Source organism: Pseudomonas canadensis (assembly GCF_000503215.1).
In the GTDB taxonomy this organism is placed as follows: Bacteria; Pseudomonadota; Gammaproteobacteria; order Pseudomonadales; family Pseudomonadaceae; genus Aquipseudomonas; species Aquipseudomonas canadensis.
Map to the genome: position 1 here is coordinate 15,772 of NZ_KI628539.1, position 13,767 is coordinate 29,538.

11 protein-coding genes are annotated in these 13,767 nt (G+C 61.8%); 7 read left to right on the top strand and 4 right to left on the bottom strand.

Translation table 11 applies throughout. The annotated features are described in order from the left end of the window. Positions 1 to 164: 164 nt before the first annotated feature. Positions 165 to 494 (top strand): nucleotidyltransferase family protein, encoded by a 330-nt coding sequence (locus tag U367_RS01000000130245; RefSeq protein ID WP_050587916.1) that lies wholly within the window; start codon positions 165 to 167, stop codon positions 492 to 494. Between the two features lie 10 nt (positions 495 to 504). After that, complete coding sequence (locus U367_RS1000000131120; protein WP_439653659.1) at positions 505 to 618, top strand: HepT-like ribonuclease domain-containing protein; 114 nt, start codon at positions 505 to 507, stop codon at positions 616 to 618. A gap of 36 nt (positions 619 to 654) precedes the next feature. On the opposite strand, the gene U367_RS0122740 is transcribed toward U367_RS1000000131120, so the two are convergent. Next, positions 655 to 2,073: a short-chain fatty acid transporter gene (locus tag U367_RS0122740; RefSeq protein ID WP_028618691.1), complete on the bottom strand. Its 1,419-nt coding sequence runs from the start codon at positions 2,071 to 2,073 to the stop codon at positions 655 to 657. Between the two features lie 185 nt (positions 2,074 to 2,258). On the opposite strand from U367_RS0122740, the gene U367_RS0122745 reads away from it, so the two are divergent. Continuing rightward, positions 2,259 to 3,548: an MFS transporter gene (locus tag U367_RS0122745; protein WP_028618692.1), complete on the top strand. Its 1,290-nt coding sequence runs from the start codon at positions 2,259 to 2,261 to the stop codon at positions 3,546 to 3,548. Positions 3,549 to 3,551: 3 nt separating this feature from the next. On the opposite strand, the gene U367_RS0122750 is transcribed toward U367_RS0122745, so the two are convergent. Further along, positions 3,552 to 4,922, bottom strand: coding sequence for a GntT/GntP/DsdX family permease (locus U367_RS0122750; RefSeq protein WP_028618693.1), 1,371 nt, complete (start codon positions 4,920 to 4,922; stop codon positions 3,552 to 3,554). A 292-nt stretch (positions 4,923 to 5,214) separates the two neighbouring features. Here U367_RS0122750 and U367_RS0122755 point away from each other — a divergent pair, with 292 nt between their 5' ends. The 4 genes from U367_RS0122755 to U367_RS0122770 all read left to right on the top strand — a co-directional run bounded on the left by U367_RS0122755 (position 5,215) and on the right by U367_RS0122770 (position 11,728). Then, entirely contained in the window at positions 5,215 to 6,120 is a 906-nt protein-coding gene (locus tag U367_RS0122755; protein ID WP_028618694.1) for a cation diffusion facilitator family transporter, read from the top strand. A gap of 109 nt (positions 6,121 to 6,229) precedes the next feature. After that, complete coding sequence (locus U367_RS0122760) at positions 6,230 to 7,450, top strand: TolC family protein (protein WP_028618695.1); 1,221 nt, start codon at positions 6,230 to 6,232, stop codon at positions 7,448 to 7,450. A gap of 18 nt (positions 7,451 to 7,468) precedes the next feature. After that, the gene (locus tag U367_RS0122765; RefSeq protein WP_028618696.1) at positions 7,469 to 8,572 is read left to right on the top strand and encodes an efflux RND transporter periplasmic adaptor subunit; all 1,104 of its coding nucleotides are present in this window, start codon (positions 7,469 to 7,471) and stop codon (positions 8,570 to 8,572) included. Between the two features lie 18 nt (positions 8,573 to 8,590). Further along, the gene (locus U367_RS0122770; RefSeq protein WP_028618697.1) at positions 8,591 to 11,728 is read left to right on the top strand and encodes a CusA/CzcA family heavy metal efflux RND transporter; all 3,138 of its coding nucleotides are present in this window, start codon (positions 8,591 to 8,593) and stop codon (positions 11,726 to 11,728) included. On the opposite strand, the gene U367_RS0122775 is transcribed toward U367_RS0122770, so the two are convergent. Both U367_RS0122775 and U367_RS0122780 read right to left on the bottom strand, forming a co-directional pair. Then, a complete protein-coding gene (locus U367_RS0122775; RefSeq protein ID WP_028618698.1) occupies positions 11,652 to 13,088 on the bottom strand; it encodes a heavy metal sensor histidine kinase in 1,437 nt (478 codons plus the stop codon). The two genes, U367_RS0122770 and U367_RS0122775, sit on opposite strands and share 77 nt — an antisense overlap. Further along, complete coding sequence (locus U367_RS0122780; RefSeq protein WP_028618699.1) at positions 13,085 to 13,759, bottom strand: heavy metal response regulator transcription factor; 675 nt, start codon at positions 13,757 to 13,759, stop codon at positions 13,085 to 13,087. The genes U367_RS0122775 and U367_RS0122780 overlap by 4 nt, the downstream gene beginning before the upstream one ends. Positions 13,760 to 13,767: the final 8 nt, after the last annotated feature.

A 13,767-nucleotide genomic window follows, 5' to 3' on the forward strand; every position in this document is an offset into this window, starting at 1 on the left:
TCAGGAAGGGCCATCCATCTGAGTGAGATAAGACCACGCGTTTGGTCAGAGAGTTGGCTTTTATCTTGTCGATTGTATTCAGGGCCAGGTGTTTTATATGCATGTGTCTACCGGCGACCTGCACTGCTAGACGGGTTAGATACTGGCTGCCATTGAGGTGAACCGTGAAACCTTCAACCGCCCTTGACCTACAGCGAGCCGCCGTCAGAGAGGTGGTAGGACGCTTTCGCATCTCAAACCCAAGAGTATTCGGGTCTGTGTTGCTCGGGACCGACCAAGAGGGCAGTGATCTGGATTTGTTGGTCGATGCTCCGCCGGGAACGACCCTTTTTGATCTTGGCGGGCTGCAGGTCGAGCTTGAGGATCTACTTGGGGTCAATGTGGACTTGCTGACGCCTGCTGATTTGCCGTTGAAGTTTCGCTCGAAAGTGTTGGCAGAGGCGCGGCCAGTACCCGGATTTTGCGGCAGCTCACTCACAAGTGCCATGGCGTAGCATGCGCGGAATGCGCAACCGAATCGCCCACGGTTACTTCGATATTAACCTTGATGTGGTTTGGAACACGATCCAGAGCGCTTTACCTGATTTATTGGAGCGTCTTCCCGTCGCAGCTGTATGAAGCACCCGTTGCAACAACAGGTGCTTCATCCGTTGATCAAGGCATGACCGGCGGCAAATACTTCAACGTCGTTCCCAGCGCCCACAGCAAGAACAACACCAGCGGTGTGTGCACCAGCAACTGCACGAACGAAAACCCGATCAAATCCCGCGCCTTCAACCCCAGCACTCCCAGCAACGGCAGCATATAGAACGGGTTGATCAGGTTCGGCAGCGCTTCGGCGGCGTTGTAGATCTGCACCGCCCAGCCCAGGTGGTACTGCAGGTCATTGGCGACTTGCATCACGTAGGGCGCTTCGATAATCCACTTGCCGCCGCCCGACGGAATGAAGAAACCGAGCACCGCCGAGTAAACGCCCATCAGCAGCGCGTAGGTGTCGTGGGAGGCGATGGACGTGAAGAAGGTCGAGATGTGATGTGCCAGAGTCTGGCCGTCACCGCCTTTGACGACGGTCATCAGCGCGGCAATCGAGCCGTACAGCGGGAACTGGATCAGCACGCCGGTGGTGGTCGGCACTGCACGGGCCACCGCATCGAGGAAGCTGCGCGGGCGCCAGTGCAGCAGGGCGCCGGCCATGATGAACAGGAAGTTGTAGGTGTTCAGCCCCGAGATTGCACTGATCGCCGGCTTGGTCGAAAACTCATGGAACAGCCAACCCGCCGCCAGCAATGCCAGGAGAATGGTCAGCAACGGGCTGTGCTCCAGCCACTCTCCGGGGCGAGTCGGTGCTTGTATCTTGGGCAAGTTGAACGCCGGGTCGACGCCGCAGGCCTTGGCATCACGCGCGCTGTTCGGGCCGGGGGCGGTGGCGTAGGCGATGATCAGCGAGACCACGATCAATGCCAGCAGCAGCACGCCGGATTGCCACAGGAAGATGGTGTCGGTGAACGGGATCACACCGGTGATCGACAGGATCGACGGCGGCAGGCTGGCCGGGTTGGCCTGCAACTGCGCGGCCGACGACGACAACCCCAACGCCCACACGGCGCCCAGCCCCAGATACGCCGCCGCACCGGCTGCGCGGTAATCCATCTTCAAATCCGTACGACGCGCCAGCGCCCGTACCAGCAAGCCGCCGAATACCAGGGACAGGCCCCAGTTCAGCAAGGAGGCGACCATCGAGATCAACGCCACCCAGGCCACGGCGGAGCGGCCGTTCTTGGGGATACGCGCCAGGCGGTCGATCAGTTTCACCGCGGGCGGCGAGCTGGCCACCACATACCCCCCGATCACCACAAAGGCCATCTGCATGGTGAAGGGGATCAGGCTCCAGAACCCGTCACCGAACGCTTTGGCGGCTTCGCTTGGCGCGGCGCCCATGCCCAGGGTCGCCACGGCGACGATGATCACGGCAAGTGCCGCAAACACCCAGGAGTCGGGAAACCAGCGTTCGGCGAAGTTGGAGCAACGCAGGGCAAATCGGGCATAGCGGCTTTCTTCGATAGCGTCGGCCACGAGTCTTTCCTCTTATAGTTATTAGGGTGCAGGCAATTTTCCGGCATGTTCCGCTACAGCCATTGATATGGGAATGCAGTTATCTTCATCGATCAATGAGGAAAACAAATATATCTGCCGCGATTGCCATCATTGGGCTCAGCTCATAACCTGCACGCCATTTTGTTTGTCTGCCGAGCCTCTACATGACTGCCACCTTTCCTACACAGGCGCAGCGTTTTTCCCGCTCCGACTACAAAACCCTGAGCCTGGCCGCCTTGGGCGGTGCCCTGGAAATCTACGACTTCATCATCTTCGTGTTTTTCGCGCTGACCTTGAGCCAACTGTTCTTCCCGCCGGAAATGCCCGAGTGGCTGCGCCTGCTGCAAAGTTTCGGCATTTTCGTCACCGGATACCTGGCGCGCCCGCTGGGCGGCATCCTGATGGCGCACTTCGCCGATCACCTTGGACGCAAGCGCGTGTTCAGCCTGAGCATCCTGATGATGGCGCTGCCCTGCCTGCTGATCGGGATCATGCCAACCTACGCGCAAATCGGTTATTTCGCGCCCCTGATCCTGCTGGCGCTGCGCGTGCTGCAAGGCGCCGCCGTGGGCGGTGAAGTACCCAGCGCCTGGACCTTTGTCGCTGAACACGCGCCGACCCACCATCGTGGTTACGCCCTGGGCTTCCTGCAAGCTGGCCTGACCTTCGGCTACCTGCTCGGTGCACTGACGGCGACCCTGCTGGCGCAAGTCTTCACCCCGGCCGAAATCCTCGACTACGCCTGGCGCTTTCCCTTCCTGCTCGGTGGTGTGTTCGGCGTGATTGGCGTGTGGTTGCGTCGCTGGCTCAGCGAGACCCCGGTGTTCCTCGAAATGCAGGCCCGCCGCCAGGCCGCCGCCGAACTCCCCCTGCGCACCGTGTTGCGTGACCACCGCGCCGTGTTGTTACCGGCAATGATCCTCACCTGCGTGCTCACCTCCGCCGTGGTGGTGCTGGTGGTCATCACCCCGACCATGATGCAGAAAACCTTCGGCATGAGCCCTAGCCACACGTTCGCCTTGAGCGCCCTAGGTATCGTGTTCCTCAATATCGGTTGTGTGCTGGCGGGCTTGCTGGTCGACCGTATCGGCGCCTGGCGCGCGGTGCTGGTCTACAGCCTGTTGCTGCCGGTGGGGATTGCGGTCCTGTACGCCAGCCTGATCAGCGGCGGTATCTGGCTGGGTGCGGCGTATGCCGTTGCGGGCCTGAGTTGTGGCGTGGTGGGCGCGGTGCCGTCGGTGATGGTCGGCCTGTTTCCAGCGCAGGTGCGGGTGTCGGGGATTTCCTTCACCTACAACATTGCCTACGCGCTATGGGCGAGTACCACGCCGTTGTTGCTGATTGCGCTGATGCCGACCAGCCCGTGGATTTGCGTGGGGTATTGCGTGGTGATGGGGGCGGTAGGGGTGGGGAGTGTGGCGCTGTTTGGTAAGCGCCACAGCTTGGCTGCCTAGGCTTTAAGTCAAGAAGTGCCAGAGCAGTAGCGTTCCGACTAGACCAACGACTGAAACAATGGTCTGCAACACCGACCACACCCAGATCGTCTGTTTCAACTGCAAGCCAAAGTACTCACGCACCATCCAGAACCCGGCGTCGTTGACGTGGCAGAAGAACACCGAACCGGCGCCGATTGCCAGGGCTACCAGCGAACTCTGTGTCGCCGCCAGCCCCGCCATCATCGGTGCGAGGATGCCGGCGGTCGTCGTCGTGGCGACGGTGGCCGACCCGGTTGCCTGGCGCAAGGCCACGGCGATCAACCAGGCCAGCAGCAGGTAGGGCATGTGCGCGCCTTCGGCGACCTTGCTGATGGTCTGGCTCACGCCAGCATCCAACAGGGTTTGCTTGAGACCACCACCGGCGCCGATGGTCAGCAGCAACACGGCGATGGGCGCGAGCGCCTTGCGCAGGGTGTTGCCGACCTCGGCGCGCGGCATGCCGGCGGCCCAGCCCAGGCAGATCACGGCGGCGATCACGGCCAGGCCGAGGGCGATCAGCGGTTCGCCAAGGAATTTCAAGGTCAGGCCGACGGTGCTTTCAGCCGGCAGCGCGACCTTGGCCAAGGTGCTGCCCAGCATCAGAATCACCGGCAGCAGAATGATCAACAACGACACACCAAAGCTCGGCTGGCGCGGCGCCTTGGGCGGTGCGCTGAACAGTGCGCCGATGTCGGCAGGCTCATCTACATGCAGGCGCTTGGATAGCCAGTTGCCGTAGATCGGGCCCGCCAGGATCACTGCTGGCACCGCCAGGCAGAAGCCCAGCAACATGGTCAGGCCCAGGTCGGCGTGCAACGCGCCCACCGCAATCAGTGGCCCCGGATGCGGTGGCATCAGGGCGTGCAACGTGGTCATACCCGCCAGTGCCGGGATGGCGATTTTCAGCAACGGCTGGTTCGAACGTTTAGCCATCACAAAGATGATCGGTACCATCATCACCAGGCCCACTTCGAAAAACAGCGGCAGGCCGATCACCATGGCGACCAACGCCATCACCCAGGGCAATGACTTGCCCTTGCCCAACCCGAGCAAGGTAGTGGCGATGCGGTCGGCTGCACCGGATTCCGCCATCAGCGCGCCGAGCATCGAGCCCAGGGCGATGATGATCCCGGCTTCACCGAGGATGGCTCCGGCGCCTTTACTGAATGCCTTGGCCACTTCTTCCGGCGGCAGGCCGGCGCCGACACCGGCGATAAACGTGCCGATCAGGATCGACAGGAACGGCGGTAATTTGGTCGCACTGATCAGCACGATGATGCTGGCGATGGCCAGCAGTACACAGAGCATAAGGCGGGTGTCGTGGACCATCCACGCGGCAGTCGATAACTCCAAAACAGGACTCCTTATCGAACAGGTTGGAAAAATTGTTTCTTTTTGTTTCCTGTTCGAAAAGCATACCTGATAGAACCGTTGCAGAGCGCTCGTGTACGATTTTGGTGCTCTAAAAATAACGGTGGGCTGGCGTGCAGATGACAACTTTGCAAGGCATGCCAATGTTTTTGCGCCAGGGCTCTATCTTTGTAGGCGCCGGCTTGCCGGCGATGGCGTCCGTAAGCTCGACGCCTACCGTCAACATCACTATCGCCGGCAAGCCGGCTCCTACAACAGATCAGGAGCACTCCGCATGAGCGCAGGACACGACCACGCCCAAGTACGCGCCGGCCACGAACGCAAGCTATGGATCGCCTTGGGCCTGACCGGCAGCTTCATGATTGCCGAAGTGATCGGGGCCTTCGTCACCGGCAGCCTGGCGCTGTTATCCGATGCCGCGCACATGATGACCGACGCCCTGGCCCTGGCGATTTCCCTGGTGGCCATCCAGATTGCCAAGCGCCCGGCCGACCGCAAGCGCACCTTCGGCTATGCGCGGTTCGAGATCCTGGCCGCAGCGTTCAATGCATTGCTGTTGTTCGCCGTGGCGTTCTACATCCTGTATGAGGCGTACCAACGGTTACAGGCGCCCGCTGAAATCCAGTCCACCGGCATGCTGTTGATTGCTGTGCTGGGGCTGATCGTCAACCTGATCTCCATGCGCCTGCTCAGCGCGGCCAGCGGCGAGAGCCTCAACGTCAAGGGCGCTTACCTGGAAGTGTGGAGTGACATGCTCGGTTCCATCGGCGTGATTATTGCGGCGGTGTTGATCATGTTCACCGGCTGGGGCTGGGTCGACTCGTTGGTCGCGGCGGCCATCGGTTTCTGGGTGTTGCCACGCACCTGGACGTTGCTCAAGGAGAGCATGAACGTGCTGCTGCAAGGCGTGCCGGACGGCGTGGATATCGACCAGATCGAACAGAGCATTCGCAGCGTGCCGGGGGTCAAGGACGTGCATGACCTGCACATCTGGGCCCTGACCAGCGGCAAAAATGTGTTGAGTACTCACTTGGTCGCCGATGCGGCCCAGGGCTCCGAGCAACAGATTCTGCGACGAGTGACGGCATTACTGCATGAACAATTCGATATTTCCCACGCCACTATTCAGGTCGAAGGGGAGGGCTTCCAGCATGACGAGCATGACGAAGTGCATGCCTGATCCTGGCTAACGGATTTGTAATGTTCTGCCCACCGCCCTGATAAGTACCGAACGCTACATTGCCCCCGCTGGGAAACCTCAGCGACTTCATGGGCGTGGAACTTTCGTTATGGCACTTTCGGTTAGAACACTGTTGGGGGCGGCGGCATTGTGGGCTGCCGCATGCGCTGCCCAGGCACAAACCCTCACCCTCGACTCGGCCCTGCAAACTGCCTTCGCCAACAACCCGGACCTGGCGGCCGCGCAATGGGAGATCGACATTGCCCAGGGTGGTCGTCAGCAAGCGGGGTTGATCCCCAATCCGGTGGCCTCATGGGATGTGGAGGACACTCGCCGTGACTCCCGCACCACCAGCATCAAGATCAGCCAGGCCCTGGAGCTGGGCGGCAAACGGGGGGCGCGCATCGATGTGGCGTCCCGCGTCCAGGACGCCGCCGCGTTGACCTTGGAACAGCGTCGCAACACCCTGCGCGCCGAAGTCATCGACAACTACTACGGCGCTCTGCGTGCCCAGGAACGCCTCGACCTGGCGCAGCGTTCCATGGCCGTGGCCGAACGGGGCTTGGTCGTCGCCAACGGTCGGGTGACAGCAGGCAAAGCCTCGCCGGTGGAAGTCACAAGAGCCCAAGTGCAAGTTTCGGAGATTCGCCTGGAACTTGACCGCGCGCAAATTGGCCTTGCCGATGCCTACCGTCGCCTGGCCGCCAGCACGGGCAGCGCCGCGCCGAACTTCCAGGCTGTCGCCACACAAAACCTGTCCGCACCGACCGTGCCGTCAGCCACCCAGTTGCTGGCGCGCCTTGAGCAGACCGCCGAGTTGCGCCTGGCCGAACTGAGCATCCTGCAAAACGAAGCCAGCGTTGGCCTGGAAAAAGCCCAGCGCATTCCCGATCTCGACGTGTCCATCGGCAGCCAGTACGACGCCAGCGTGCGTGAGCGGGTGAACCTGGTGGGGGTGTCGATGCCAATCCCGTTGTTCAACCGCAATCAGGGCAACGTTCTCGCCGCCACTCGTCGTGCCGACCAGGCTCGCGATCTGCGTAACGCCACCGAGTTGCGCCTGCGTACCGAAACCCGCCAGGCCCTCGACCTGTGGCAGTCCGCGAATACCGAAGTGCGCGCGTTCAATCAGCAGATCCTGCCCGCCGCCCAAAGCGCGGTGGACAGCGCCACCCGCGGTTTTGAAATGGGCAAGTTCGGCTTTCTCGACGTGCTGGATGCCCAGCGCACCCTGATCGCGGCGCGCACGCAGTACCTCACCGCCACCGCCCAGGCCACTGACGCCTGGGTGCGTATCGAACGGATTTACGGCGACCTCGCCCGCTTTTGATTTCCTTTGGAGTCCTCTATGAACAACAGACACGGCGTGGCACTCGCCGTCGCCTTGAGCCTGATGCTGTCCGGTTTTGCGAAGGCCGATGAAGAAGGCGAACTCGAACTCACCGAACAGCAGATCCAGGCCGCCGGCATTCAAATCGCTGAGGCTCAACCGCGTTCGGTCAGCACCTTGCTGGTGCTGCCGGGCGAGGTACGTTTCGACGAGGACCGTACCTCCCACATCGTCCCGCGCACGGCGGGTGTGGTGGAGTCGGTGAAGGTCAACCTCGGTCAGTCGGTGAAGAAGGGCGAGCTGTTGGCGGTGATCGCCAGCCAGCAGATTTCCGATCAGCGCAGCGAGTTGGCGGCCAGCGAGCGGCGGGTCGAGCTGGCGCGCACCACCTTGCAGCGCGAACGCCAATTGTGGCAGGACAAAATCTCCGCCGAGCAGGATTACCTGCTGGCGCGCCAAACCCTGCAAGAAGCCGAAATCGCCCTGAACAATGCGCGACAAAAGATGACCGCTCTCAGTGGCAGTGCTGTGCTGGTCGGTGGCAATCGTTATGAATTGCGTGCGCCGTTCGCCGGCGTGGTGGTGGAAAAACACCTGGGTGTCGGTGAAGTCGTGAGTGAGACGACTAACGCCTTCATCCTCTCGGACCTGTCCCAGGTGTGGGTCACGTTCGGTGTGTTTCCCAAGGACTTGAACAAGGTCCGGGTCGGCAAACCGGTCAAGGTCAGCTCCACCGAAATGGGCACTGAAGTCCAGGGGACGGTGGCGTATGTAGGCAATTTGCTCGGTGAGCAAACCCGCACCGCGACGGTGCGCATCAGTGTGCCCAACCCTGACGACGCCTGGCGTCCTGGTCTGTTTGTCAGCGTGCAACTGGCCGCCGACACGTTCCAGGCCAAGGTCACCGTCCCTCAGGAGGCGATCCAGACCGTCGAGGACAAGCCCTCGGTGTTCGTGCGCACCGAGCACGGTTTTGTCACCCGTCACCTGGAGCTTGGCGCGAGTGAAAACGGCTACGTCGAAGTACGCCAGGGCCTCGACGCTGGCGCACAGGTGGCCACCGTTGGCAGCTTCATTCTCAAGTCCGAACTGGGCAAAGGCTCGGCCGAACACGCCCATTGATTCCGCGAGTGATTTCCCATGTTTGAGCGCCTTATCCAATTTGCCATCGAGCAGCGCATCATCGTGCTGTTGGCGGTGCTGTTGATGGCCGGTGTCGGCATCGCCAGCTATCAGAAACTGCCCATCGACGCGGTGCCCGACATCACCAACGTGCAGGTGCAGATCAACTCGGCGGCGGCCGGGTATTCACCGTTGGAGACCGAGCAGCGCATCACCTTTCCCATTGAAACCGCCATGGCGGGCTTGCCCGGTTTGCAGCAGACCCGTTCGCTGTCGCGGTCCGGTTTGTCCCAGGTCACGGTAATCTTCAAGGATGGCACGGACCTGTTCTTCGCCCGTCAATTGGTCAATGAGCGCCTGCAAGTCGCCCGTGAGCAATTGCCTCTAGGCATCGAGACGGCAATGGGGCCGATTTCCACCGGGTTGGGGGAAATATTCCTATGGACTGTCGAGTCCAAGGACGGCGCGCTCAAGGACGACGGCACGCCTTACACCCCAACGGATTTGCGGGTGATCCAGGACTGGATCATCAAACCGCAACTGCGCAACGTGCCCGGCGTGGCCGAGATCAACACCATCGGCGGCTTCGCCAAGGAATACCAGATTGCGCCCGATCCCAAGCGCCTGGCCGCCTACAACCTGACCTTGAATGACCTGGTCACGGCGCTGGAACGCAATAACGCCAACGTCGGCGCCGGCTATATCGAGCGCAGCGGCGAGCAACTGCTGATCCGTGCGCCGGGGCAATTGGCGTCCATCGACGACATCGCCAATATCGTCATCACCAGCTCGGACGGCACGCCGATTCGCGTGCGCAACGTGGCCCAGGTCGAGATCGGCCGTGAGCTGCGTACCGGCGCCGCCACCGAAAATGGCCGCGAAGTGGTGCTGGGCACGGTGTTTATGTTGATCGGCGAAAACAGCCGCAGCGTGTCCCAGGCCGTGGCGAAGAAACTCGAAGAGATCAACCGTTCGCTGCCCGAAGGCGTGGTCGCCGTCACCGTCTACGACCGCACCAACCTCGTCGAAAAGGCCATCGCCACCGTAAAGAAAAACCTCTTCGAAGGTGCGCTGCTGGTGGTGGCAGTGCTGTTCCTGTTCCTCGGTAACATCCGTGCCGCGCTGATCACCGCGATGGTGATTCCCCTGGCGATGCTGTTCACCTTCACCGGCATGTTCACCAACAAAGTCAGCGCCAACCTGATGAGTCTCGGCGCGCTGGACTTCGGCATCATCGTCGACGGTGCGGTGGTGATCGTCGAGAACGCCATTCGCCGCTTGGCTCACGCACAGCAGCGTCACGGGCGACTGTTGACGCGCAGCGAGCGCCTGCACGAAGTGTTCGCCGCCGCCAAGGAAGCAAGGCGAGCGCTGATCTTCGGGCAACTGATCATCATGGTGGTGTACCTGCCGATCTTCGCCCTCACCGGCGTGGCCGGGAAGATGTTCCACCCCATGGCGTTTACCGTGGTGATTGCCTTGTTGGGTGCGATGATTCTGTCGGTGACCTTTGTACCGGCGGCGATTGCGCTGTTCGTCACCGGCAAGGTCAAGGAAGAAGAAAATATCGTCATGCGCAGCGCGCGTCGGATCTATGCGCCAGTGCTGGATTGGGTGATGGCGCGTCGGCCGCTGGTGTTCGGCTTGGCCGTGCTGACCATCGTCGCTTCGGGTGTAGTCGCTAGCCGCATGGGCAGCGAATTTATCCCCAGCCTCAGCGAAGGCGACTTTGCCCAGCAGGCCCTGCGCGTGCCCGGCACCAGCCTGACGCAATCGGTGCAGATGCAGCAGCAGTTGGAAAAAATCTTGATGGCCCAGGTGCCGGAAATCGAGCGGGTATTCGCGCGCACCGGCACTGCGGAAATTGCTTCGGATCCGATGCCACCGAACATTTCCGACAGCTACGTGATGCTCAAACCCAAGGACGAATGGCCGGATCCCAAGAAGTCCCGCGAAACCCTGATCGCTGATATCCAGCGCGCCAGTGCGATTGTGCCGGGCAGTGCGTACGAGTTGTCGCAGCCGATCCAGTTGCGTTTCAACGAGCTGATTTCCGGCGTGCGCAGCGATGTGGCGGTGAAGGTGTTTGGCGATGACATGGACGTGCTCAACAAGACCGCCGGGGAAATTGCCGAGACGCTGAAAAAGCTCAATGGCGCCTCGGAAGTCAAGGTTGAGCAAACCTCCGGCCTGCCGGTGCTGACCATCAATATCGACCGCGACAAGGCCGCGCGATTTGGCCTGAACGTGGGGGATGTGCAGGACACCATCGCCGTCGCCGTCGGAGGGCGTCAGGCCGGTACGTTGTACGAAGGCGACCGGCGTTTCGACATGGTCGTGCGTTTGTCCGACGCGCTGCGTACCGATATCGATGGGCTGTCGCGGCTGTTGATTCCGGTGCCGGGTAATGCGTCTGGCCAGTTGGGTTTCATTGCGTTATCTCAGGTGGCGAGCCTGGACCTGGTGCTCGGCCCGAACCAGATCAGCCGAGAGAACGGCAAGCGCCTGGTGATCGTCAGCGCCAACGTGCGTGGGCGGGATATCGGCTCGTTCGTGGAAGAGGCTGAGGCGGCGATTCTCGCCCAGGTGAAGGTCCCGGCGGGTTACTGGACCACCTGGGGCGGCCAGTTCGAACAGTTGAAGGAAGCGTCCGAGCGCTTGCGCATCGTGGTACCTGTGGCGCTGCTGCTGGTGTTCGGGCTGTTGTTCATGATGTTCAACAACCTCAAGGACGGCCTGCTGGTGTTCACCGGCATTCCGTTCGCCTTGACCGGTGGGATCATGGCGATATGGCTGCGGGATATTCCGCTGTCGATCTCGGCGGGTGTGGGTTTTATTGCCTTGTCCGGCGTGGCGGTGTTGAACGGCCTGGTGATGATCGCGTTCATCCGCAACCTGCGCGAGGAAGGGCGCTCGCTGTCAATGGCGATCAATGAGGGCGCGCTGACCCGGCTGCGCCCGGTGTTGATGACGGCGTTGGTGGCGTCCCTCGGGTTTATCCCCATGGCGCTCGCCACCGGCACCGGCGCCGAAGTGCAGCGGCCCCTGGCGACGGTGGTGATCGGCGGGATTATTTCCTCTACGTTGCTGACCTTGCTGGTGCTGCCGGCGTTGTATCAGTGGGCGCATCGCAAGGAAGAGGAAACACCAGGCTGAACCGTGTAAACCGGCCCGGCTGGCTGCTGACGTCGGCGTGCCCCTGATGCAGGCGCATGATCGACTGCACAATTGCCAGCCCAAGGCCGGTGCCGCCTTCAGCACGGGCGCGGCTGTTGTCGGCGCGGTAGAAACGTTCGAACAGGTGCGGCAGGTGATGAGCTTCGATACCCCGCCCCGGGTTGCCCACCGACAGCGACACGCTCTGGTCGTAGCTTTCCACCAGCAGCAAAACACTGGAAGCCTCGGGGGTATGGCGAATGGCATTGGACAGCAGGTTGGAAATGGCGCGCTGGATCATCAGGCGATCCCCCATCACCCAGGCGTCGCCGCGCAGGCTCAGGGTAATGTGTTTGTCCTCGGCGCTAAGGGCGAACAGCTCCATCACCCGCTGTGCTTCCTGTGCCAGTGACACCGGGGCAAACCCGGCGCGCGCGGCGGGGTGGCTGACCTGGGCGAGGAACAGCATGTCCGAGACAATCCGCGACAGGCGCTCCATTTCCTCGGTGCAGGATTCTAGGCCGGCTTTGTATTCCTCCGAAGGCCGCTCGCGGGACAAGGTCACCTGGGCCTTGCCCATCAGGTTGGTCAAGGGCGCGCGCAGTTCGTGGGCCAGGTCGTCGGAGAACTGCGACAGTTGCTGCACCCCGGCGTCGAGGCGATGCAGCATAACGTTGATGCCCTCGGCCAACTCGCCTAGCTCCTTGGGCAGGTTGTCCAGGGACAGGCGATGGGTCAGGTCCTGGGTCGTGACCTTGGCCGCCACGCGGCTGAACTGTTGCAACGGCGCGAGCCCGCGCTGCACCAGCCACCAGGCGCCCATGCCGATCAGGATCAGCAACATCGGCAGGGCGATCACCGTGGAGCGCAGGTAGGCACTGAGCAACGCCTCATCATCGGAACGGTCCAGCGACAGCAGCACGCGTACATATTCGCCGCCTTGCAAGGGCATCAGGCGCGTCGCACTGAGGATGCGATTGCCCTGGCCGTCGACCCAGTTCAAGTAGGCCAGGTTTTTGCCGGTGGGCACGTCGAGCAGCAGCGGTTGCTGGGGCTTGGCGCCGACGCTGAGCAGTACTGGCGCATCGGGCCGTGCGCCGAGGATGGTCAGGTAGATGTTGTCGTGGCCCATCACCAGGTCCAGCAGTGAATGAGGGCGGTTAGTGATGCGGTGTTCATCGAGGCCCTGGTTGAGGGTATGGGCCAGTTGTTCCATTTTGTTTTCCAGGCCCTTGCGTGCCAGCTTGTCCAGTTCATGGGTCAGGGCCAGGTACGCCAGGCTCGCCAGCAGCACCACCAACCCCGCGCCCATCAGGCTCACCGTCAGCCCCAGGCGCATCGACAGGCTGCTGGTCTTCATGGGCGCGCCTCCAGCACATAGCCCACGCCGCGAATGGTATGGATCAACTTCACCTCGCTCTGGTCATCGACCTTGCCGCGCAGACGGCTGATGGAGACTTCCACCACATTGGTGTCGCAGTCGAAGTTCATGTCCCAGACCAGCGAGATGATCTGCGTGCGGGTCATCACCTCACCGGCCTGGCGCATCAGTACGTGCAGCAGGGCGAATTCCTTGGTGGTCAGGTCAATCCGACGATTGCCGCGATAGGCGCGGTGTCGGCGGGGGTCCAGTTCCAGATCCGAGACGCGCAGCACGTCTGGCAACGGGATGTGCTCGCTGCGCCGCAACAAAGTGCGCACGCGGGCCAGCAGTTCGGGAAATTCGAAGGGCTTGACCAGGTAATCATCGGCGCCCATGTCCAGGCCCTTGATCTTGTCGGCCAGCCGCCCGCGCGCGGTGAGCATCATCACGCGCTGGTTGCCGTCGCGGCGCAGTTGCTCAAGCACTTCCCAACCGTCGGTGTTGGGCAAGTTGACATCGAGGATCACCAATTCATAACTGTGTTGCCTGGCCAGGTGCAGGCCATCAATGCCGCTGGCGGCGCAATCGACGACATAGCCACTTTCGGTCAGGCCTTGCTGCAGGTAGTCAGCGGTTTTCTGTTCGTCCTCAACCACAAGGATACGCATGGGGGGTT

Excerpts from the sequence above, each read along its gene's own strand:
- U367_RS1000000131120 (WP_439653659.1), top strand. The coding sequence starts at position 505 with ATGCGCAACCGAATCGCCCACGGTTACTTCGATATTAACCTTGATGTG.
- U367_RS0122745 (WP_028618692.1), top strand. The coding sequence starts at position 2,259 with ATGACTGCCACCTTTCCTACACAGGCGCAGCGTTTTTCCCGCTCCGAC.
- U367_RS0122755 (WP_028618694.1), top strand. The coding sequence starts at position 5,215 with ATGAGCGCAGGACACGACCACGCCCAAGTACGCGCCGGCCACGAACGC.
- U367_RS0122760 (WP_028618695.1), top strand. The coding sequence starts at position 6,230 with ATGGCACTTTCGGTTAGAACACTGTTGGGGGCGGCGGCATTGTGGGCT.
- U367_RS0122765 (WP_028618696.1), top strand. The coding sequence starts at position 7,469 with ATGAACAACAGACACGGCGTGGCACTCGCCGTCGCCTTGAGCCTGATG.
- U367_RS0122770 (WP_028618697.1), top strand. The coding sequence starts at position 8,591 with ATGTTTGAGCGCCTTATCCAATTTGCCATCGAGCAGCGCATCATCGTG.
- U367_RS0122775 (WP_028618698.1), bottom strand. The coding sequence starts at position 13,088 with ATGAAGACCAGCAGCCTGTCGATGCGCCTGGGGCTGACGGTGAGCCTG.
- U367_RS0122780 (WP_028618699.1), bottom strand. The coding sequence starts at position 13,759 with ATGCGTATCCTTGTGGTTGAGGACGAACAGAAAACCGCTGACTACCTG.